This is a genomic window from Conyzicola sp., assembly GCF_046714715.1.
GTDB lineage: Bacteria > Actinomycetota > Actinomycetes > Actinomycetales > Microbacteriaceae > Conyzicola.
The window spans coordinates 1-19,543 of sequence record NZ_JBKKAD010000167.1; the positions used below are offsets into that span (position 1 = coordinate 1).

Consider the following 19,543-nt stretch of genomic DNA (forward strand, 5'->3'; position numbering starts at 1 on the left):
AGGCACGATCGTGCTCGTCGGCAGCGTCTCCCCCACCGAACCCGTGCCGATCGATCCCGAACGCATCGTGCGACGACTGCTCACCGTGACCGGCGTGCACAACTACACGGCCGAGCACCTGCGCACGGCGGCCGAGTTCATGGTTCAGGCGTGGCACACGCGGCCGTTCGACGAGCTCGTCGGCGCCGCGGTCGCGCTGCGCGACCTCGACGCGGGCATCGGCATGGCCGGCGCGGGCGGCCCGGTGCGGGTCGCGGTCGATCCCCGGCGCTGATCGGCGGCGCTGATCGTCGGGCGGGCAGGTCGTCAGGCGGGCTGGTCGTCCCCGGTCTTGAAGCCCACCAGTTTGTGGGTGCCGTCGCAGAACGGCTTGATCGCCGAGACGCCGCACCTGCACAGCGCCACCGTCTTGCGGCCCGCGGGCACGGGCCTGCCGTCGGCATCCCGGATGTCGAAGTCGCCCCGCACGATCAGCGGGCCGTTCTCGTAGGGGGTGATGGTGACGCGCTCGTCGTCAGGCACGGTCGGCACCCTGTCCCGCGGACTCTGCCGTGCGCAGCGACGACACCCCGTCGGTGAAGGCCTCGAGCATGTGGGCGGATGCCCATCCGTCGACGAGCAGGCAGGCGCCGGCCCCGAAGAGGATGTCTTCGACAAGGGCGGGTTCGTCTTCGGCGAGCGCTCCCGCCAGGTCGTTGGCGGCGATCTGCTCGTGCACGGCGTCGGCCGCCACGTGCTCGTCGAAGTACGCGGTCACCTCGGTGCCGTAGCCGAGCCGACGGAAACCGTTGCCGTACATCAGGTTCGGAATGGACGAGGTCATCTCGAACGCGGCGAGGTGGCCGACGATGGCACCGCGGAGACGCCGGTTCAGACCGAACAGCGACATGGTGTTGAGCGACGCGAGCGTGATGGCGGGCACCCGGTCGAGGTAGTGCGCGTACTCGGTATCGAGCCCGGCGCCCCGCATCGTCTCGGCGAAGATCGCCGAGTGCATCCGGGCCGGCCGCCCGCCGCCGTATTCGTCGGCCTGGATCTCGACCAGCGCGGCCTTGCTGCGGCCGGTCAGTCGCGGGATCGCCCAGGAGTGCGGGTCGGCCTCGCGCAGGGTGTAGATCGACCGCTGGATGAGGAACTCGCGGGCCTGCTCCTCGGATGCCTTCTTCGCCAGGAAGCGCGACAGGCTCGGTCCGGCCTCGGCCGACGTCATCTCCGAAAGCGTGCGCGCGACCGCGGCCCGCGTCGCCTGCGGGAGGTCGGGGAGCGCCACCGATTCACGCAGTTCGCGTTCGAACGCGCGCTCGAGTTCGCCACGCACCCGCACGAGCCCGGGCTGCCACTCCCACGCGTCCGAGACACCGGGAAGGGATCCGTAGTGCAGCCCGTAGAGCAGGAAGAGTGCGAGCTGGATGTCTTCGTCCCGCACGACGGACGCGCTGGACCCGGCCGCCGACCGGGCGATCTCGAGCAGCGGCCCGAAGTCGTCGGAATCGTCGGGCTGGCCGGAGAGCAGGTCGAGCAGGGCGGCACTGAGCGGACCGCGCGCGCCGAACGGTGTGTGGACGGCTCGTTCTTCGACGACCCCGGTGGAATTGATCATTGCTTAATCCTCGCTGCGCGCGAGCCGGCGTTCGAGGCCTTGCGATCGGGCGCGCGGCGTGCGTGTCAAGCCGGTGCGGTTGTCACGGTGCCTGCCTAGCGTGAACACGACGCCGCTCGGGCGTGACTCGGATCGAAAGCGGAGGCACCATGCCCAGCGATGCGCAGGTCGACAATCGGCGACGCACTCTCGTCTCCGGAATCGTGTTGGGTGTCGGGGTCGCGGGCTTCGTCGACGAGGTCGTCTTCCACCAGCTGCTGCACTGGCACCACTTCTACGACAGGTCCACGCCCGATATCGGCCTGGTCTCCGACGGCATCTTCCACGCCGTCAGTTGGTTCGCGACCGTCGGCGGCATGTTCCTCCTCGCCGACCTGCACCGCCGCCACGGCGTCTGGTGGACGCGGTGGATCGGCGGGCTTCTCCTCGGCGCCGGAGCCTTCCAGCTGTTCGACGGCACCGTGCAGCACAAACTCTTGGGACTGCACCAGATCCGTTACGAGGTCGATCTGCTCCCCTACGACATTGCCTGGAACGTCGCCGCCGGAGTTCTGGTCGTGGTCGGCGTGGTACTGGTGGTGCGCACGCGTCGAGCCTCGTCTGCGCGGGAGTGATCGGATGCATCCGCACGAGGCGTCGACGAGTGGCGGCCTGTTCGCGGCTATCGTCGCGGTGGCGACCGTCGCGGTCTACGTCGGCCCGGCGCTGGCGAACCGGCGGCGGCGACCCTGGCCGGTGTACCGGTCCGTGCTGTGGTCGGCCGGTGTGGCCTGCCTGGTCATAGCCGCCCTCCCTGGCCCGGAGGGCACGGCGACACCGTTCGTCGATCACACGATCGACCACCTTCTCGTCGGTATGCTCGCTCCCCTGCTGATGGCTCTCGCCGCTCCCGTCACCCTGGCTCTGCGCAGCCTCGACCCGGTTCCGGCGCGTCGGGTCACCCGCCTGCTGCGCCTCCGCGCGGTGCGGTTCGTCACCCACCCCGTCACCGCGCTGCTGCTCAATGTCGGCGGCATGTGGGCGGTCTACACGACCGGCATTTTCGAAACCATGCACGAGAACCCGGTCGTGTCGGGCCTCGTGCACACGCACTTCTTCCTCGCCGGCTACCTCTTCACCGCCGCGGTTCTGGCCGTCGATCCCACGCCGCACCGTCACCGGCACCTCTACCGGGCAGGCGTGCTCGCCGTCGCTGTCGCCGCGCACGGCATTCTGGCGAAGTTCCTGTTCGCGCATCCGCCCGCCGGCGTCTCCGCCTCCGACACCGAAACCGGCTCCATTCTGATGTACTACGCGGGCGATGCGATCGACGCCGTCTTGATCGTCGTGGTGTGTTGGCAGTGGTTCACCGCCCGCCGACGCAAGACCGCCCCCTCGGTGAACCCCGTGGAACGTCCGTTCGCCGCCCAACAGTGACAAGTTCTGGATAGATTCTCCTTATGAGCACGAGCCCGGGTCCCATCGACGTCACGTTCACCGCCCCGATCGGCGTGTCGGTCAAGGGTGAAATGTGGGCCTGCGTGGAGGTTCCGGGCTCGGCGGAGCTGCTCGGCACCGGCAGGTCTGTGAAGGTCGTCGCAACCGTAGATGGTGAACCGCTGACGGCGGGGCTGATGCCGACCGGATCGGGCGGGCACATGCTCTCGATCAGCGCCAAGCTGCGCAAAAAGCTGGGCAAGAACATCGGCGATTCCGTCACCGTTCGATTGTCCGAACGTCTCACCTGATAGCGCGCACCGCCGCTCTGGCTACTTTCTCCTGCGTAGCGGCGTCGGTGCGAAGATCTTGTTGTGAAGAGAAACGGCAGTGCGCGAAGACCGGATGTAACGGCGGTAGAACTCGTCGGCGGTGTCGAACCGCTCGAGGTCGCTCTCTGCGACTATGACGAGGGCTGGGTCGGCCTCTATCTGGAGCACCGCCGCCGAATTCTTGAGGCTCTCGAGCCAGTGGACGTCGGCGTCGAGCACATTGGCTCCACGTCCGTCCCCGGGCTCGCGGCGAAACCGATTGTCGACATCGTGGTCACCGTCGATGACATCACCGCCGAAGAGGACTACCTCGACGCGCTACTGGCCGCCGGATACCGATTGCGCACCCGCGAGCCACGGCACCGCCTCGTGCGCACGCCGGCGCGCGACGTTCATGTGCACATCTACGAGCGGGGTGATCCCGCGGTGGTCGAGTATCTGCTGCTGCGCGACCGGCTGCGCACCGACGCCGATGATCGCGCTCTCTACGAGAGCACAAAGAGGTCGTTGCTCCGCGGCCGGTGGGACGACATGAACGCGTACGCCGACGCCAAGACGGATGTCATCCTCGCGATCAAGGCACGAGCGAGGGCAGCTCGTGACCAGTGAGAGACCCTTCGCTTAAACCGAGAGCGCCCTCTCCGGCACATGCTGGGGAGGGCGCTGCACGTGGAAGGCGACGCTACGACTTCGCCTGGTCCTGCACTTCGTGCCTGGCCTCATCCGCGCTCGACTTCACGGTGTCGGCCGCGTCGGTGGCAGACGATTTCACGGTGCCTGCTGCATCCTGAGCCGTCTCCTGAACCGCTCGCGCGGCATCCTGAGCGGGCTCTTTGAGGTTCTCGGCGATGCCCTTCGCGGCATCCTGCATCTCGTGCACGAGGGGTTCGGCTGCGTCTTTCGCCTGGGCGGCGAGGTCCTTTTCCTTCTCGCTCGCGGGAACGAGCGACGCGAGGAGCAGGCCGACGCCGAATGCAATCAGTCCGACAGCCACCGGGTTTCCCTCGGCCTTTTCGACCGCCTTGTGCGGGGCACCGGCAATACTGTCGCCAGCGCTCGACGCGGTACCCGTCACCGAGTCCTTGGCGTCGGAAACGGCACCGAACACGCGGTCCTTCACCGATTCGACACGACCGCGCAGCTTGTCCTTCTCACGGTCGACGATCTTCGACGGGGTTACCTTGTCGGCGAGGGCGTCGACGTCGCTTCCGAGCTCGCTCCGCGTGCGCTCGATGTGCGCGCGGATCTCGTCGGGGTCAGAGGTGTTGTAGTCAGTCATTGGTTTTCCTCGTTCTTTTTGACGGTGTCGGGGATCTTCTTCAGGGAGTCGACGGTCTGCGGCAGACCCTGCACTTCTTTCAGCTTCTTCCGGCCGACGCTGTACATGATGGCGGCGATAATGCCCCAGATGACGGCGATCACAACGGCCGACCAGCCGTTGTCGATGAGGTGTCCGAGCCCCCACCATGCCGCGATGGACAGGAACAGCACGGCCATCGCACCTGCATAACCGGCGCCGCCGAGAAGGCCTGCACCCTTGCCGGCGCGCGTGGCAGACTGCTTCAGTTCAGCCTTGGCGAGCTCGACTTCTTGCCGCATGAGCGTGGAGATGTCGCGAGATACCTCGCCGAGCAGGTCGCCGAGCGACGTCGACGCCGCCTTCTGTTCGGACGGGGTCGGTGCGTCTGTCATAGCTGTCGCCCGTCGACGGAGGTCGGCTCGAAGCCGGTCGTGGTCGTGGGTCGCACGGCGTCGAACAGCGGAGTCTCCGTGCCGTACGCGGCGGGGGTGGCGGCCGGGGTCGCCGGCGTGGGCGTGGATACCGGCGCGGTGGGCGCAGCGGCCTCCGCGGCCTTCTCGTCTGCGGCCTGGCTGGCGAGGCTCTTCACGAGTCGACCGGCGACAAGACCCGCTACCGCGGAGATCGCGATGAACGTGCCGGGCTTACGACGTGCGAAGTTCGTGACCTCGGTGACGACGGATCCGGGGTCACGTCCGTCGAGCCAGGTGGCAACGGCGGAGGCGCGAGACGCCGCCTGCGAGACGAGGTCGCCCGCGATACCCTGCTGGTCGGACGATTCCGCCATGCGCGTCAGTTCGTCGCCGATGTTGCGAAGTCCGGATGCAACGCGCTCCTGCTGAACGCCGGCCTGCTCGGTGAGCTGGCCGCGCGCTTCTTCGTACAGCGCCTTCGCCTGCTTCGCGGACTCTCCGACGACCTTGCCGGCTTCTTCCTTCGCGGTTCCAGCCACGTTCTTCGCCGATTCGGCGGCTTCGTGTCCGACGTTTCCGGCCTGCTCGCGTGCGGCCTGCGCGGTGCCGCCGATCGAGGATCCGCCCTCTGCCGGGGTGCCCGCTGGGTATTCGTTGGTCATGGTTATCCTTCCGTGACATCTGATTCGGACCCTCTAACGGGGGCCAGTGCAGCTTCCCTACAGAGTGTGGGCGCAGAAAAAACTTCCGACAATGCCATCGAGATCCGACACACCTCGTATACGATGTGCGCCGTTCTGCGCTGCTTCGATTGCTCTCAGGGCGCCTGAAGTAGTCCACAAGTGCTCGCGATGCAAGGGCAAACATCAAAGTCCTCCTGACCCTCGATCGGGGGGAGAGTGGTCGAGGCGGCGGAATTGTCGCCAGAACCCATTGGAGGCATAGATGTACTTCCACGTTCAGAACCTCATCCACGACATCGAGCAGGACGAGCCAGATCCCGCCGCCGCGAACGCGCTGCAGGAGGGTCTCGGCGGTCAGTTCGGCGAGATGCGCACGATGATGCAGTACCTGTTCCAGAGCATGAACTTCCGCGGCCCGTCAGCGAAGCCCTACCGCGACCTGATCCAGGGCATCGGCACCGAGGAGATCAGCCACGTCGAGCTCATCGGCACCACCATCTCCCGCCTGCTCGACGGTTCACCCCGCTACAACGGCAAGCCCACCGACCCGGTCGACGCCCCGGGCGCCGGCGGTGCGACCCCGTTGAACATCGCGCTCGACACGAGCAACATCCACCACTACCTCGTCGGCGCACAGGGAGCGCTTCCTGTCGACGCCGTCGGCAACCCGTGGCAGGGAAGCTACGTCTACAACTCGGGCAACCTCGTGCTCGACCTGCTCTACAACCTCATGTTGGAGAGCACCGGTCGGCTGCAGAAATGCCGCATCTACGAGATGACCGACAACAAGACGGCCCGCTCGACGCTTTCCTACCTGATCGTGCGCGACCAGGCCCACGAGAACGCGTACGCGAAAGCCCTCGAGACCCTCGGTGTGCACTGGAACACGTTGCTCCCGATCCCGAAGACCAACGCGGAGAAATTTCCTGAGGTGAAGAAGCTGCTCGATCTCGGTCTCCAGAGCAAGCAGTACACGTTCGACCTCACCGGCCTCTCGGAGGCGGGAAAGATCTTCCAGGGAATGTCGCCCTCGAAGGACGGCACCAACCTCGACGCGTCTGAGCAGGCCCCGGTGGGCGTGCCCATCGTCATCGCTGAGGAGCGCCCCGAAGAGTTCGCGCCGGGCCTCGACCCCGCCCTGCTCGAACTCATCCAGGCCACCGCCCACATGGAACTCGCCGACGTCGACGCCATGTTCGGCCCCGTCGCCGAAGCACCCGCGAAGAAGTAGCGCGCGCCGTCAGAGCGCAGACGGATGCCCCGCGGCCCAGAACATGGACCCCGGGGCATCCGTGCTTGGGCCCCAAGAGAGCATTCGTCGACTCGATCAGGCCCGACGCATAGTGGAGCCGCCTGTCAGAATCGAACTGACGACCTTCTCATTACGAGTGAGATGCTCTACCAACTGAGCTAAGGCGGCGGGTGACTCGAGATTCCCGAGGCACAGCAAGAAAGCTTAGCCGATCATTCGGGCCGTGTTTGCACAAGCAGCGCATCGAGCTGGGCGAACGAGGCGCGCAGGCGGCTCGCGAGTTCGTCGGGTCCCGCGCCGGCGTCGGCCCAGCGCGACCAGGCGTGGCGCATCACCCCGAACGCGACGAAGGTGATCAGGCGCGAGCGTTGGCCGAGCTCGTCGGCATCGTCGGCGAGCCCGGGTTCGTCGGCGACGAGCCGGCGTGCGACCACGGCACCCAGTTCGTCTTCGAAGTTGCGCATGGTCGCCATACGCAGGGCGAAGAGTTGCGGATGCTGCTTCATCAGTTTGCGACGCAGCGTCAGAAGTTCGAGGTCGTCGGGGAGGTTTCCGCTGGACGCGGCCATCATCTCGCCGAGGTCGGCGAGCAGGTTGCTCTGCGCACCCGCGGCGACGAACGCCTCCACCGTGGAACTGGCGGGGAGCGACGGCGCCTCGCCGATGAGCGCCTCCTCTTTCGAGGTGAAGTAGTTGAAGAACGTGCGCGGTGAGACGTCGGCGACGCGGCTGATCTCGTCGACGGTGACGTTGTCGAGACCACGCTCGTCTACGAGTTCGAGAACGGCGAATTGGATGGCGCGGCGGGTGGCCAGTCGCTTGCGTTCGCGCAGGCCGGGCTCCGGGGCATCCGTTCTCATGTCAGGATTCTTTCACAGCACGCAAGTTTGCGTGCCTAGCAGAGCGGGTCGGATGCGGGGACGGTTCCGGAGACGAAGTAGTCGTCGACCGTGTCATCCACGCAGGCATTCGATTTGTTGTAGGCCGTGTGGCCCTCGCCCTCGTAGGTGACGAGATGACCGGCCTCGAGCTGGTCGGCCAGCGCCTGGGCCCACGAGTACGGCGTCGCGGGGTCGTTGGTGGTGCCGACGACAAGGATGTCGGCGGAACCCGCGCCGTCGATGACGGGTCGCTCGGTCGCGGCCTTCACGGGCCACTGCAGGCAACCCACGTCGCCGTAGGCGAGTTGCTTGCCGAGAACCGGGGCGGCGGCCGCGAGCTCGGCGGCCTGCTCGCGCATCACCGCGGTGTCGCCCTGGGAGGCGTAGTCGAGGCAGTTGATCGCGAACCGTGCCTCGAGCGAGTTGTCGAGGTAGCTGCCGTCGGTGGGGTTGCGCCCGTTGTAGCTGTCGGCGAGCGAGAAGGCGAGGGTGGCGTCGCCCTTCATCACGGTGTCGAAGAGCTGGCGGAGGTAGGGCCAGTCGGCCTCGCGGTAGAGCGGAAGCACGATCGCGCTCGTCATCGAGTTGCTGCCGAGCTCGCGGCCGTCGGCGGCACGGATCGGGCTCGCGTCGAGGCGGTCGAGCAGGGCGCGGATCTTCAGCATCGAATCGTCGGCGGTGCCGGTGAACGGGCAGTTGTCGGCGGTGGCGCAGTCGGCGAGGAATGCCCGCAGCGCGCTCTCGAAGCCCTTGGCCTGGGTGATCGACACGTCGAAACTCGTCGAGGTGGGGTCGAGCGCGCCGTCGAGCACGAGGCGGCCCGTGTTCTCGGGATAGAGCTCGGCGTAGGTCGCGCCGAGCAGCGTGCCGTAGGAGAAGCCCAGGTAGTTGAGCTTCTCGTCGCCGAGCACCGCCCGCAGCAGGTCGAGGTCGCGGGCGGCGCTCACGGTGTCGACGAACCCGAGCAGGTCGCCGGTGTTCGCTGCGCACTGCTGCGCGTAGGCGCCGTTTGCGTTGGCCGCGGCGGTGAGCCAGGCATCGCTGCCGATCTCGCCCGGGACGATGTCGTAGATGAAGGCGTCGAGCTGAGCGGTGTCGGTGTGGCAGAGCACGGCAGAGGAGCGGTTGACGCCTCGCGGGTCGAACCCGACGATGTCGAACTTCGCGCGGAGGGTGGGCGACACGGCGTAGTCGAGACTGTCGGCGACGAAGTCGTAGCCGCTGCCGCCCGGGCCACCGGGGTTCACGAGCACGGAGCCGAGCGGTGCGCCGTCTTCGGCTGGATTGCGCACGAGGGCGAGGTCGATAGAGTCGCGTGCGGGATCGGTCCAGTCGAGCGGCGCCGTCGCGGTGGCGCACTGCATGTCGTCTTCGCAGTCTTCCCAGGTGAGCACCTGGGTGTAGAACGGCTCGAGCTCGGCGCTGACCTCGGCGGGCGCCGGCGTCGACTCGGTGCGCACGGGAGGCGCGGAGCAGGCGGCGAGCGTGAGGGCGAGGGCCATGCCGGCCGCGATCGCGGCGATTCTGCGGGTGCGCATCAGGCGGCGCGGCGGGCGGAGACGAGCATCGCCTCGAGCGCGAGGGCCGGGGTGACGTTGCCCTCGATGCGGCGGCGGGCGGTGGCGATCGCGTCCATGGTGGCGAGGGTCTCCTGAGCGGTTGATTGCGCGCTCGCGGTGACGAGCTTGTTGTAGATGCTGAGGTTGATCGGTTCGGTCTCGACGCCGAGCTGCAGCAGCAGGATGTCACGGTAGAGCGAGAGCAGATCGACCATGACACGGTCGATGCCGTCGCGCAGGCTGCGCTTCTCGCGGCGTTTCTGGTCTTCTTCGAGGTTCCTCAGCTGCGCGCGGAGGGCAGGGGGGATCGTTCCGCCCGGCTCGATGCCGAGCGACCGCAGCGCGCCGGCCCGTTCGTCGGCGTCGCGCTCTTGGGTGAGCGCGCTCGCATCGGCCCCCGCGATGGCCAGCAGCTTGGTGGCGGCGACCATGGCACCGGAAACCGAGCGAACGCCTAGGGCGATCTCGAGCGTCTCCTGCCGGCGGGAGCGAGCCTCTTCGTTCGTCGCGAGCCGGTGCGCCATGCCGATGTGGCTCTGCGCCTCGCGGGCCGCACGCGTGGCGGTCGGCAGGTCGACGCCGTCACGCCGGGCGATGAGTTCGGCCACGTCTTTGACGGACGGCACGCGCAGCCGCACCGAGCGCACGCGGGAGCGGATGGTGGGCAGCAGGTCGGCCTCGCTCGGCGCGCACAGGATCCAGACCGTGCGGGGCGGCGGCTCTTCGAGGGCTTTCAGCAGCGCGTTCGAGCTGCGCTCCATCATGCGGTCGGCGTCTTCGACGACGATCACCCGGTAGCGCCCGACCGACGGTGAGTAGTAGCTCGACGCCGCGAGCTTGCGCACCTCTTCGACGGTGATGATGATGCGGTCGGTGCTGAGAACGGCCAGATCGGGGTGGCTGCGGGCGGCCACCTGCAGGCGCACCGACTCGTCTCCGTCGACGTTGCCGTCGCTGAGCAGGGCCGTCGCGAACGCGTACGCGAGGTTCGAACGCCCCGACCCGGGTGGGCCGGTGATGAGCCACGCGTGCGTCATCGACGAGTCGTTGCTGCCATCGGCCGCGCTGGACTCGGCGGCCGCCCGGAAGACGGCGATGGCCTCGGACTGGCCGGTGAGTTCGTCCCAGACTGACATGGGTTCAGCCTAAGCGAGGAGTGCGACAACGCGGTCGCGGATGGCGGCGGCGATGGTCTCGATCGGGTCGGTGGCGTCGAGCACGAGGAAGCGGCGCGGCTCGGCCTCGGCGAGTGCGAGGAACGAGTCGCGCACCCGCTGGTGGAAGTCGTTCTTCTCGGCCTCCAGCCGGTCGTAGACGTCGCGCGTCGATGCGATGCGCTCGCGCCCGTTCTCGGGCGAGAGGTCGAGCAGCACGGTGAGGTCGGGAAGCAGGCCCTCGGCGGCCCAGAGCGAGATGTCGCGGATCTCGGTTCCGTCGAGCACCCGGCCGGCACCCTGGTAGGCCACCGACGAGTCGAGGTAGCGGTCTTGGATGACGATCTCGCCGCGCTCGATGGCCGGCCGCACCCTGGTGGCGACGTTGTGCGCCCGGTCGGCGGCGTAGATCAGCGCCTCGGCGCGCGGTGCGATGTAGCCGCGGCGGTGCAGGATGATCTCGCGCAGCTCGCCGCCGAGGTCGGTGCCGCCGGGCTCGCGGGAGTGCACGACCGTGTGACCCGTGCTCGTGAGCCATTCGGTGAGCAGCGCCGACTGGGTGGACTTGCCCGAGCCGTCGCCGCCCTCGAACGTGATGAACAGGCCGGCCACTACTGTGCCGCGGCCTCGGCTGCCGCCTTTTTCGCTGCGGCGGTCTTGGCACGCGTCGCCGCCGCCTTGGCCTTGGTCGCTTCGGCCTTCGCCGCCGCTTCCGGGGTCAGCGCGGCCTTCGCCACCGCGGGCTTCTTGACAGCGGGCTTCTTGGCGGCAGGCTTCTTGGCGGCAGGCTTCTTGGCGGCAGGCTTCTTGGCAGCAGGCTTTTTCGCGGCAGGCTTCTTCTTGACGACCGGGCCCTTCGCGCGCTTGTCGGCGAGCAGCTGAACCGCACGCTCGTAGTCGACCTCTTCGACGGTCTCACCGCGCGGGATCGTGGCGTTGGTCGTGCCATCCGTCACATAGGCGCCGAAGCGGCCGTCTTTGATCCGGATCGGCTTCTCGCTCACCGGGTCGGGCTGCTCGAAGTCTTTGAGCGCGCTCGACGCGGCACGTCCGCCGTACTTGGGCTGGGCGTAGAGCTCGATCGCACCGGCGAGGTCGATCTCGAAGATCTGGTCTTCGCTCGTGAGCGAACGCGTGTCGGTGCCCTTCTTGAGGTACGGGCCGAACTTGCCGTTCTGCGAGGTGATCTCGGCGCCAGTCTCGGGATCGACCCCGACCACGCGCGGCAGGTCGAGCAGGCGCAGCGCGGTGTCGAGGTCGACGGTCGCGAGGTCCATCGACTTGAAGATGGATGCGGTGCGCGCCTTGGCAGCGACGGCCTTCTTGGCCGCAGGCTTGCGCTTGGGCTTCGCCGCGACGACCTCGCCGGTGGCGGGATCGACGACCTCCGCGGCCGCGACGACTGCGGCGGCGGCTTGTGCTTCCGCCTTCGCAGCGGCTTCCGCCGCCTCGTCGATCGGGTCGACCTCGGTCACGTAGGGGCCGAAGCGCCCGTCTTTCGCGACCACGTGCTTGCCGTTCTCGGGGTTAACGCCGATGATGCGGTCGCCGACGACGGGCGCCTCGATAAGTTCGCGCGCCTTGGCGGCGGTGAGTTCGTCGGGGGCCAGTTCGGCGGGGATGTTGACGCGGCGCGGCGTCTCGGGGTCGGCGCCGGGGGCTTCGAGGTAGGGGCCGTACTTGCCGATGCGCAGGGTCACGTCGTCGGCGATCTTGATCGAGTTGATCTCGCGGGCGTCGATTTCGCCGAGGTTGTCGATGACCGTGCGCAGGCCGCGGTGCTTCGTGTTGCCGAAGTAGAAGCCGGTGAGCCACTCGACACGGTCGGCCTCTCCCCCGGCGATGAGGTCGAGGTCGCTCTCCATGCCCGCGGTGAAGTCGTATTCGACGAGGTCGGAGAAGTACTCCTCCAACAGGCGCACGACCGAGAAGGCGATCCAGTTGGGCACGAGGGCCTGGCCGCGCGGTGTGACATAGCCGCGGTCGATGATGGTCGAGATGATCGCGGCGTAGGTCGACGGGCGGCCGATGCCGAGCTCTTCGAGCGCCTTGACGAGGCTCGCCTCGGTGTAGCGCGGGGGCGCCGACGTCTCGTGGCCCTTCGCTTCGATGTCGACGAGGGTGAGGGTCTGGCCCTCGGTCAGCTGCGGCAGCTTCGCCTCGGTGGGCTCGGCGGTCGCGTTGCGCTCTTCGTCGCGGCTCTCCTCGTAGGCGTGCAGGAATCCGCGGAAGGTGATGACGGTTCCACTGGCGGCGAACTCGGCGATCGAGTCGTCTGCGGTCGGGCCGGCCTTGATGGTCACGGTGGCCGTCGACCCCTTGGCGTCGGCCATCTGCGAAGCGACGGTGCGCTTCCAGATCAGGTCGTAGAGCTTGAAGTCGTTGCCGCGCAGAACGGATGCCAGTTCTGCGGGGGTGCGGAACGTCTCCCCCGAAGGGCGGATGGCCTCGTGGGCCTCCTGCGCGCTCTTGTTCTTGCCGGCGTAGACGCGCGGCTTCTCGGGGATGGTGTCGGCACCGTACAGGGCGGCGGCCTGGGTGCGGGCGGCGTTGATGGCCTGCCCCGACAGCGTCGCGGAATCGGTACGCATGTAGGTGATGTAGCCGTTTTCGTACAGTCCCTGGGCGACGCTCATGGTCTGGCGGGCGGAGAAGCGCAGCTTGCGCCCGGCCTCCTGTTGCAGCGTCGAGGTGGTGAACGGGGCGGCGGGGCGGCGCGTGTACGGTTTCGACTCGACGGACGAGACGACGAGCGACACCGACGGCTCGCGCAGCTGGGTGGCGAGGGTCTGCGCACGGTTCTCGTCGAGCGCGATGGCGTCGGACTTGAGCACACCCTTGTCGTCGAAGTCACGGCCGACGGCAATGCGGGCGCCGTCGACGCGCACGAGGCGCGACTCGAAGTCCTGCGTTCCGGTCTGCGGCGCGAACTGGGCGATGAGGTCCCAGTAGCTGGCGGCGGTGAAGGCGAGGCGTTCACGCTCGCGGTCGACAACGAGTCGCGTGGCGGCGGACTGCACCCGGCCGGCGGACAGGCCGGGACCGACCTTGCGCCAGAGCACGGGCGAGATCTCGTAGCCGTAGAGGCGGTCGAGGATGCGACGGGTCTCCTGCGCGTCGACGAGTGCGGTGTCGAGGTCGCGGGTGTTCTCTTTCGCGCGCTCGATCGCCTCTTTGGTGATCTCGTGGAAGACCATGCGCTTGACGGGGACCTTGGGCTTGAGCACCTGCAGGAGGTGCCACGCGATGGCCTCACCTTCGCGGTCCTCATCAGTTGCGAGGTAGAGCTCGTCGGCGGAGGCGAGCGCTTTCTTCAGGTCGGCGACGGTCTTCTTCTTCGCGTCGGACACGACGTAGTACGGCTCGAACCCGTTGTCGACGTCGACGGAGAACTTGCCGAGCGAGCCCTTCTTGAGTTCCGGCGGCAGGTTTTTCGGCTCGATGAGGTCGCGGATGTGACCGACCGATGCCTGGACGATGTATCCGTCTCCCAGGTACTGGGCAATGGTCTTCGCCTTTGCGGGCGACTCGACGACAACGAGCTTCTTCGTGCCAGGCACGTGACTCCTTATATAAGGGGATGGAACACGGGGCGCAGTGAGCCCCCATCAGCGACACGATACACAGGTGAAGCCGAAACTCACCTATTCAACTCCTGTGGGGCCTCTGATACCCGGGGGACCGGCGGTCGCGGCTACGCCGACGGCGAACCCGGCCACGGTCGCGGTGACCCGCACGGTGACGACGAGGCCGTCGACGTGGCACGACGCCAGCCGGCCGCCGTTCGCCGACGCCACCCTCGACGCCACCGCGCACGGTTCGCCGGGCACCAGCCCGACGCGCACGTCGGCCGCCGCCAGTGCGGCCGCGTCGGCCGCGCCCGCTAGCGCCTGATTCTTCGCGAACACCGAATAGAGAGGTACGAGCATCGCCGTGAGGCACAGCACAGCAGCGATGATCGCCACGGCGAGAACGGAGCCGGCCCCCGTGTCACCGCGCCCGCCGCCCAGCGCCCTCACTTGCCGCCACCCAGAGCACAGCTCGAGGCGGTGAGTGTGAGCCCGAGCAGGGTGCCGGCGGGCGAACGGGACCGCGCGCTCAACCGGGCACAGACGAGGTCGCCACTCTGGGTGACGCTGACCGACGCACCGACCTGCGCCGCCTGACCGCTGCCGCCGCCGCGCGCGACCGAACGGGAGACGTCGGCCGCGGCATCCTGCAAGCGCAGTTGCTGACCCGCGATCTGCAGTCCGGCGAGGCAGCAGGCGAGCAGCAGCACGATGGCGGGCACCACCGCGGCGAACTCGGCGGTGACGCTGCCGCGATCGTCGCCGCGGCGGAGCCCGACCGCGATGGCGGTTCGTTCAGACCGAGAGTGCATTGCGGATGATGTCGAGCAACAACCCGCGCACCTCGTTGCTGCGCAGGATCACGACCAGCAGACCCGCGAACCCCACGGCCGCCATGGTCGCGATCGCGTATTCGGCGGTGGCGGCTCCCTCTTCGTCGTCAAGACGGGCGCGCCATTTTCGTACAACCATGTTCTTCTCTCCTGTTATCGATGCGGTGGCGACGAGCAGAATCAGTGTGGCTCGGCGATCGGTTGCGAAACGGGCGGCGCGGCAGACTGTGGGATCGCGGGTAGCAGCGCCGGGTGTGGAGGCGTCAGAAGCCGGACACGGTCGACGTGATAACCGCGAGCAGCAGCGGCGCGACGCCGAGCAGCATGAACGCCGGCAGGATGCACAGGCCCAGCGGCAGCATGAGCTTGACCCCGAGCACCGAGGCGGCCGCTGCCGCCGACGCACGCGCCGCGCGGCGGGCCTCCTCCGCTTCGCTGCGCAGCAGGTCGCCGGCCGGAACACCGGCCCGCCGCGACAGCTCGAGCACGGCATCGACGGCGGGAATGTCGCCGTCTGAGTCCACCCCGGCGGCCTGCAGCGCACGCCGCACGGACCCTCCCGCCCGTTCCAACGACGTGCCTCCCGACACGGCGATCGCCATGAGCTCGAATCGCAGGCCAGGAGCCAGTTCTCTGGGGCGGGCCGAGGCGACGAGCCGTCGGTTCCAGGCGAACGCGAGTGCCAGCAGTGCGCAGCCGACCACCAGGCAGCCCAGCCCCGGGAGCGTCGTGAAGAGGATGCCGAGTGTGTCGAACCCCAGGACGAGACCGAACAGCACGCCCACGGCGGGCAACACCATGACCAGCCGCGCGGTCGCGATCGGCGCCGACAGCGCGACGGCGATCTCCCGCTGTGCGTCGGCGAGCGCCCGCAACGAGGACGCGAACTCTCGGAGCGAAGCCGCCAGCGGCGCCCCCGCCTCCGTCGCCGCGCACCACGCGGCCGCGAGCGCGCGCCAGGCCGGCCGCTCGGATTCCGGCACGTCGGGTAGAGCCGTCACGAGCGCGGTGGCGACCGGGGTGCCGCGCGCGGCCTTGTTCGCCACGGCGACGACGATCGGGGTCGGTTCCAGATAGCCCCACGCCGCTGCCGGCGTCACCCCCGCGGCGAGCAACACGGCGAGGCGGTGAACCATCGCGGCGACCGCACCGAGCTGCGGGTCGTCGCGACGCCTCGATCGCGGGGGCCAGTTCACGTCACCACCTCGAGCCTCCCCCGCTTGTCGAGCGCGAACCGCCCCGTCTGGGCGAGCACGCGCTGCGTGTCGCGACGCTCGACGTGCAGCACCGTGCCGATCGCACTCACCGCCTGGCGGCCGATCGCGGAGGCCGACATTCCGGCGAGCGCGCCCAGGGCCTCGAGCCGGGCGGGAACGTCGGCGATCGAGTTCGCGTGCAGGGTTCCCGCGCCTCCGTCGTGGCCGGTGTTGAGCGCTGCGAGCAGGTCGCGCACCTCGGCCCCGCGGCATTCCCCGAGCACGAGGCGGTCGGGGCGCATCCGCAACGCCTCTCGAACGAGCCGTTCGAGCGAGATCTCGCCCGCTCCTTCGAGGTTGGCCTGCCTCGCCTCGAGTCCCACGAAGTGCGGGTGGTCGACGCGCAACTCGGCCACGTCTTCGATGGCGACGATGCGCTCGGTCGGAGCCGCCGCGCTCAGGATCGCCGACAGCAGCGTGGTCTTGCCGCTGCCGCCCGCCCCGGTGATGAGCAGGTTCTCGCGACGGTCGATGAGCGCGCGCAGCCGCTCGAGCACGCCGTCATTGAAGAAGCCGGCGGCCTCGAGGTCGTCGAGCGAGATGCGCCGGATGCGCGGGAGGCGGATCGACAGGAGGGTTCCACGCGTGGACACGGGAGCCAGCACGGCGTGCACCCGGATGCCGTCGTGCAGGCGCGTGTCGACACACGGAGTGGTCTCGTCGATGTGCCGACCGCCGAGGGCCATGAGCCGCACCGCGAGGTCGCGCACGGCTTGTTCGTCGAGATCGATGGCGCCCTGCAGCACGGCGCCCGCCCCGCGGTCGACCCAGACCGAGTGGGCCCCGTTGACGAAGACGTCGGTGACGCTCGGGTCGGCGATGAGCGGCGCGAGCACGCCGAACTCGGCCGGAAACCCGCCGCCCGCGCCCAGCCGCACCGCGGGCGGGGCGGGCGCTCCGGGACGTACCGCGACGAAGGGTTCCATGCCCGCCACGGTAGGCGCACCCGCGAGAGCGGGAGCCGGGACATCCGAAGCTGTGAACAACCGCGAAAAGCGCCGGATGTGAAGGACACGTCGTTCGCCCGCTGACCCTCGCGGCGAGCCCTCCCCCTACGAACGATGCACCACAGCCCTCCCCCTACGAACGACGCACCATCTCGCTCACGGGGTCATTAAACAGAGAGGGGCGGCGCCTATTGGGGGGAACAGGCGCCGCCACAGCGACGCCGATTGGGGGAAATCGATTGCGCCGCCATAACCGGACATTCGCAAAGGCGTCCGTCCGATGAGATTTAGTCTACCCCCGCGGACCCCCCACGCAAGGGCCATACGCTGGGGTTGACAGTCCACTCTCAGCGAGGAGTCTAGGATCGTTTTTGCAGCACTCGCACCGATGGCGGAGCCCCGTGCTACCGCATGAATGACAGGATAATGATGTCCCAAAATTCGATCGACAGCCTCCTTTCCGAAACCCGTCGGTTCGCCCCCAGCGACGACTTCGCGGCGCAATCGGTGGCCGAGCCCGACATCTACGAGAGGGCGAAAGAAGACCGTCTCGCGTTCTGGGCCGAGCGGGCCCGCGAGCTGCATTGGCACTCCCCCTTCACAGAGACGCTCGACTGGTCGAATCCCCCATTCGCGAAATGGTTCGCCGACGGCCGCATCAACGTGGCGTACAACTGTCTCGACCGTCACGTGCTCGCCGGCAACGGCGACCGCGTCGCACTGCATTGGGAGGGGGAACCGGGTGACAGCCGCTCATACACGTACGCAGAACTGACCGCCGAGGTGAAGCGCGCCGCCAACGTGCTGCTCGGTCTCGGCGTCGGTCAGGGCGACCGGGTCGCGATCTACCTTCCGCTCATCCCCGAGGCGGTGATCGCCATGCTCGCCGTGGCTCGCATCGGCGCCGTGCACTCGGTGATCTTCGGCGGGTTCAGCGCGGACAGCATTCGGTCGAGAGTTGCGGATGCCAGTGCTCGCCTCGTGATTACCGCCGACGGCGGGTGGAGAAAGGGAAAGGTGTTCCCGCTCAAGTCTGCGGTCGACGCCGCCCTTGCGCCCGAAGACGGGGCCGAACCGACCACGGTGACCGACGTTCTCGTGGTCAAGCGGGGCGAGAACACAGTCGAGTGGACCGAGGGCCGCGACCACTGGTGGCACGAGGCCGTCGCGGCGGCGCAGCCCGAGCACGAGGCCGAGGGCTTCGAGGCCGAGAACCCGCTCTTCATCCTCTACACCAGCGGCACGACCGGAAAACCGAAGGGCATCCTGCACACCAGCGGGGGCTACCTCACCCAGGTCGCGTTCACCCACAAGAACGTCTTCGACCTGCATCCCGAGACCGACGTCTACTGGTGCACCGCCGACGTCGGCTGGGTCACCGGGCACTCCTACGTGGTCTACGGCCCGCTCGCGAACGGCGCGACGCAGGTGCTCTACGAGGGCACTCCCGACACGCCCCATCCGGGACGCTGGTGGGAGATCGTGCAGAAGTACGGCGTGAGCATCTTCTACACGGCGCCGACGGCCATCCGGTCGTTTATGAAGATCGGCCGGCAGGTGCCGAACGAGTTCGACCTGTCGAGCCTGCGCGTGCTCGGCTCGGTCGGCGAACCGATCAACCCCGAGGCGTGGATCTGGTACCGCGAGGTGATCGGGCACGGCGAGACACCGATCGTCGACACGTGGTGGCAGACCGAGACGGGCGCGATCATGATTTCAGCGCTGCCCGGAATCACCGCGGCCAAACCCGGTTCGGCACAGACCCCCATCCCCGGCATCGTCATCGACGTGCTCGGCGACGACGGGACACGTGTCGATCCCCCGCGCGGTGGGCTGCTCGTGGTCTCCGAGCCGTGGCCGTCGATGCTGCGCGGCATCTGGGGCGACCCGGAACGATTCACGGAGACCTACTGGTCGAAGTTCTCGAAAGACGGCGTGTGGAAGTATTTCGCCGGCGACGGTGCGCACGTCGACGCAGACGGCGACATCACGCTGCTCGGCCGGGTCGACGACGTAATGAACATCTCGGGCCACCGGCTGTCGACCACCGAGATCGAGTCGGCGCTCGTCTCGCACTCGATCGTGGCGGAGGCGGCGGTCGTGGGAGCGGCCGACGATGACACGGGCCAAGCTGTGGTGGCGTTCGTGATCCTGAAGAGCAATCAGGCGGATGCGCAGACGGCCGACGAAGCGAGCGCCCTCTTGCGGTCGCACGTCGCCGACCGCATCGGTGCGATCGCGCGGCCGAAGCGCGTCTTCATCGTCGCGGAGTTGCCGAAGACCCGCTCGGGCAAGATCATGCGGCGGCTGCTGCAAGACGTCGCAGAGGGACGCGCCGTCGGCGACAC

The 19,543-nt window shown here is 68.2% G+C and carries 22 protein-coding genes, 1 tRNA gene and 1 pseudogene; 7 read left to right on the forward strand and 17 right to left on the reverse strand.

Annotated elements, in window-relative coordinates:
- Positions 1 to 274, forward strand: a pseudogene (locus tag ACLQ6X_RS12705) (alcohol dehydrogenase); the annotation flags it as partial.
- Between the two features lie 32 nt (positions 275 to 306).
- Here ACLQ6X_RS12705 and ACLQ6X_RS12710 read toward each other — a convergent pair.
- Together ACLQ6X_RS12710 and ACLQ6X_RS12715 are read right to left on the reverse strand one after the other, a co-directional pair.
- Positions 307 to 522 (reverse strand): CDGSH iron-sulfur domain-containing protein, encoded by a 216-nt coding sequence (locus ACLQ6X_RS12710; protein ID WP_411700518.1) that lies wholly within the window; start codon positions 520 to 522, stop codon positions 307 to 309.
- On the reverse strand, positions 515 to 1,600 hold the full coding sequence (locus ACLQ6X_RS12715) for an iron-containing redox enzyme family protein (protein WP_411700519.1): 1,086 nt from the start codon (positions 1,598 to 1,600) through the stop codon (positions 515 to 517). The genes ACLQ6X_RS12710 and ACLQ6X_RS12715 overlap by 8 nt, the downstream gene beginning before the upstream one ends.
- Before the next feature lie 149 nt (positions 1,601 to 1,749).
- Between ACLQ6X_RS12715 and ACLQ6X_RS12720 the strand changes: the two genes are divergently transcribed.
- From ACLQ6X_RS12720 to ACLQ6X_RS12730, 3 genes are read left to right on the forward strand one after another with little or no spacing between them, the layout of a single operon-like run.
- Complete coding sequence (locus ACLQ6X_RS12720) at positions 1,750 to 2,214, forward strand: DUF2243 domain-containing protein (RefSeq protein WP_411700520.1); 465 nt, start codon at positions 1,750 to 1,752, stop codon at positions 2,212 to 2,214.
- Positions 2,215 to 2,218: 4 nt separating this feature from the next.
- The gene (locus ACLQ6X_RS12725; protein ID WP_411700521.1) at positions 2,219 to 3,016 is read left to right on the forward strand and encodes a cytochrome c oxidase assembly protein; all 798 of its coding nucleotides are present in this window, start codon (positions 2,219 to 2,221) and stop codon (positions 3,014 to 3,016) included.
- 23 nt (positions 3,017 to 3,039) lie between these two features.
- On the forward strand, positions 3,040 to 3,327 hold the full coding sequence (locus ACLQ6X_RS12730) for a DUF1905 domain-containing protein (protein ID WP_411700522.1): 288 nt from the start codon (positions 3,040 to 3,042) through the stop codon (positions 3,325 to 3,327).
- A 21-nt stretch (positions 3,328 to 3,348) separates the two neighbouring features.
- Here ACLQ6X_RS12730 and ACLQ6X_RS12735 read toward each other — a convergent pair whose 3' ends face one another.
- Positions 3,349 to 3,567 carry a hypothetical protein gene (locus ACLQ6X_RS12735; RefSeq protein ID WP_411700539.1) on the reverse strand — a complete coding sequence of 73 codons (219 nt, stop codon included), beginning with the start codon at positions 3,565 to 3,567 and terminating at the stop codon, positions 3,349 to 3,351.
- On the opposite strand from ACLQ6X_RS12735, the gene ACLQ6X_RS12740 reads away from it, so the two are divergent.
- Entirely contained in the window at positions 3,526 to 3,957 is a 432-nt protein-coding gene (locus ACLQ6X_RS12740; RefSeq protein ID WP_411700538.1) for a GrpB family protein, read from the forward strand. The two genes, ACLQ6X_RS12735 and ACLQ6X_RS12740, sit on opposite strands and share 42 nt — an antisense overlap.
- Before the next feature lie 73 nt (positions 3,958 to 4,030).
- Here the strand turns inward: ACLQ6X_RS12740 and ACLQ6X_RS12745 are convergent, their stop codons facing one another.
- The 3 genes from ACLQ6X_RS12745 to ACLQ6X_RS12755 are packed head-to-tail and all read right to left on the reverse strand — an operon-like array spanning position 4,031 to position 5,723.
- A complete protein-coding gene (locus ACLQ6X_RS12745) occupies positions 4,031 to 4,627 on the reverse strand; it encodes a DUF3618 domain-containing protein (RefSeq protein ID WP_411700523.1) in 597 nt (198 codons plus the stop codon).
- Positions 4,624 to 5,040, reverse strand: a complete 417-nt coding sequence (locus ACLQ6X_RS12750) for a phage holin family protein (protein WP_411700524.1) — start codon at positions 5,038 to 5,040, stop codon at positions 4,624 to 4,626. Before ACLQ6X_RS12750 ends, ACLQ6X_RS12745 begins: the two co-directional genes overlap by 4 nt.
- The gene (locus tag ACLQ6X_RS12755) at positions 5,037 to 5,723 is read right to left on the reverse strand and encodes a hypothetical protein (protein ID WP_411700525.1); all 687 of its coding nucleotides are present in this window, start codon (positions 5,721 to 5,723) and stop codon (positions 5,037 to 5,039) included. The genes ACLQ6X_RS12750 and ACLQ6X_RS12755 overlap by 4 nt, the downstream gene beginning before the upstream one ends.
- 283 nt (positions 5,724 to 6,006) lie before the next feature.
- Here ACLQ6X_RS12755 and ACLQ6X_RS12760 point away from each other — a divergent pair, with 283 nt between their 5' ends.
- The gene (locus ACLQ6X_RS12760) at positions 6,007 to 6,975 is read left to right on the forward strand and encodes a manganese catalase family protein (RefSeq protein WP_411700526.1); all 969 of its coding nucleotides are present in this window, start codon (positions 6,007 to 6,009) and stop codon (positions 6,973 to 6,975) included.
- Between the two features lie 113 nt (positions 6,976 to 7,088).
- Here the strand turns inward: ACLQ6X_RS12760 and ACLQ6X_RS12765 are convergent.
- The 11 genes from ACLQ6X_RS12765 to ACLQ6X_RS12815 all read right to left on the reverse strand — a co-directional run bounded on the left by ACLQ6X_RS12765 (position 7,089) and on the right by ACLQ6X_RS12815 (position 17,174).
- Positions 7,089 to 7,164 (reverse strand) — tRNA-Thr (locus ACLQ6X_RS12765).
- Positions 7,165 to 7,208: 44 nt separating this feature from the next.
- Positions 7,209 to 7,856: a TetR/AcrR family transcriptional regulator gene (locus ACLQ6X_RS12770; RefSeq protein ID WP_411700527.1), complete on the reverse strand. Its 648-nt coding sequence runs from the start codon at positions 7,854 to 7,856 to the stop codon at positions 7,209 to 7,211.
- Positions 7,857 to 7,891: 35 nt separating this feature from the next.
- Entirely contained in the window at positions 7,892 to 9,415 is a 1,524-nt protein-coding gene (locus ACLQ6X_RS12775) for an alpha/beta hydrolase (protein ID WP_411700528.1), read from the reverse strand.
- Complete coding sequence (locus ACLQ6X_RS12780) at positions 9,415 to 10,572, reverse strand: DNA polymerase III subunit delta' (RefSeq protein ID WP_411700529.1); 1,158 nt, start codon at positions 10,570 to 10,572, stop codon at positions 9,415 to 9,417. Before ACLQ6X_RS12780 ends, ACLQ6X_RS12775 begins: the two co-directional genes overlap by 1 nt.
- A 9-nt stretch (positions 10,573 to 10,581) precedes the next feature.
- Positions 10,582 to 11,202 (reverse strand): dTMP kinase, encoded by a 621-nt coding sequence (gene tmk / locus ACLQ6X_RS12785; RefSeq protein WP_411700530.1) that lies wholly within the window; start codon positions 11,200 to 11,202, stop codon positions 10,582 to 10,584.
- Complete coding sequence (topA, locus tag ACLQ6X_RS12790; protein ID WP_411700531.1) at positions 11,202 to 14,150, reverse strand: type I DNA topoisomerase; 2,949 nt, start codon at positions 14,148 to 14,150, stop codon at positions 11,202 to 11,204. Before topA ends, tmk begins: the two co-directional genes overlap by 1 nt.
- An 84-nt stretch (positions 14,151 to 14,234) precedes the next feature.
- On the reverse strand, positions 14,235 to 14,609 hold the full coding sequence (locus ACLQ6X_RS12795; RefSeq protein ID WP_411700532.1) for an Rv3654c family TadE-like protein: 375 nt from the start codon (positions 14,607 to 14,609) through the stop codon (positions 14,235 to 14,237).
- Positions 14,606 to 14,971 carry a TadE family type IV pilus minor pilin gene (locus ACLQ6X_RS12800; protein ID WP_411700533.1) on the reverse strand — a complete coding sequence of 122 codons (366 nt, stop codon included), beginning with the start codon at positions 14,969 to 14,971 and terminating at the stop codon, positions 14,606 to 14,608. Before ACLQ6X_RS12800 ends, ACLQ6X_RS12795 begins: the two co-directional genes overlap by 4 nt.
- The gene (locus ACLQ6X_RS12805) at positions 14,955 to 15,131 is read right to left on the reverse strand and encodes a DUF4244 domain-containing protein (protein ID WP_411700534.1); all 177 of its coding nucleotides are present in this window, start codon (positions 15,129 to 15,131) and stop codon (positions 14,955 to 14,957) included. The genes ACLQ6X_RS12800 and ACLQ6X_RS12805 overlap by 17 nt, the downstream gene beginning before the upstream one ends.
- 124 nt (positions 15,132 to 15,255) lie before the next feature.
- On the reverse strand, positions 15,256 to 16,188 hold the full coding sequence (locus tag ACLQ6X_RS12810; RefSeq protein ID WP_411700535.1) for a type II secretion system F family protein: 933 nt from the start codon (positions 16,186 to 16,188) through the stop codon (positions 15,256 to 15,258).
- Complete coding sequence (locus ACLQ6X_RS12815; protein WP_411700536.1) at positions 16,185 to 17,174, reverse strand: TadA family conjugal transfer-associated ATPase; 990 nt, start codon at positions 17,172 to 17,174, stop codon at positions 16,185 to 16,187. Before ACLQ6X_RS12815 ends, ACLQ6X_RS12810 begins: the two co-directional genes overlap by 4 nt.
- A gap of 450 nt (positions 17,175 to 17,624) precedes the next feature.
- On the opposite strand from ACLQ6X_RS12815, the gene acs reads away from it, so the two are divergent.
- Positions 17,625 to 19,543, forward strand: a 1,919-nt coding sequence (gene acs, locus ACLQ6X_RS12820) for an acetate--CoA ligase (protein ID WP_411700537.1), incomplete at its 3' end; no start/stop codon positions are given.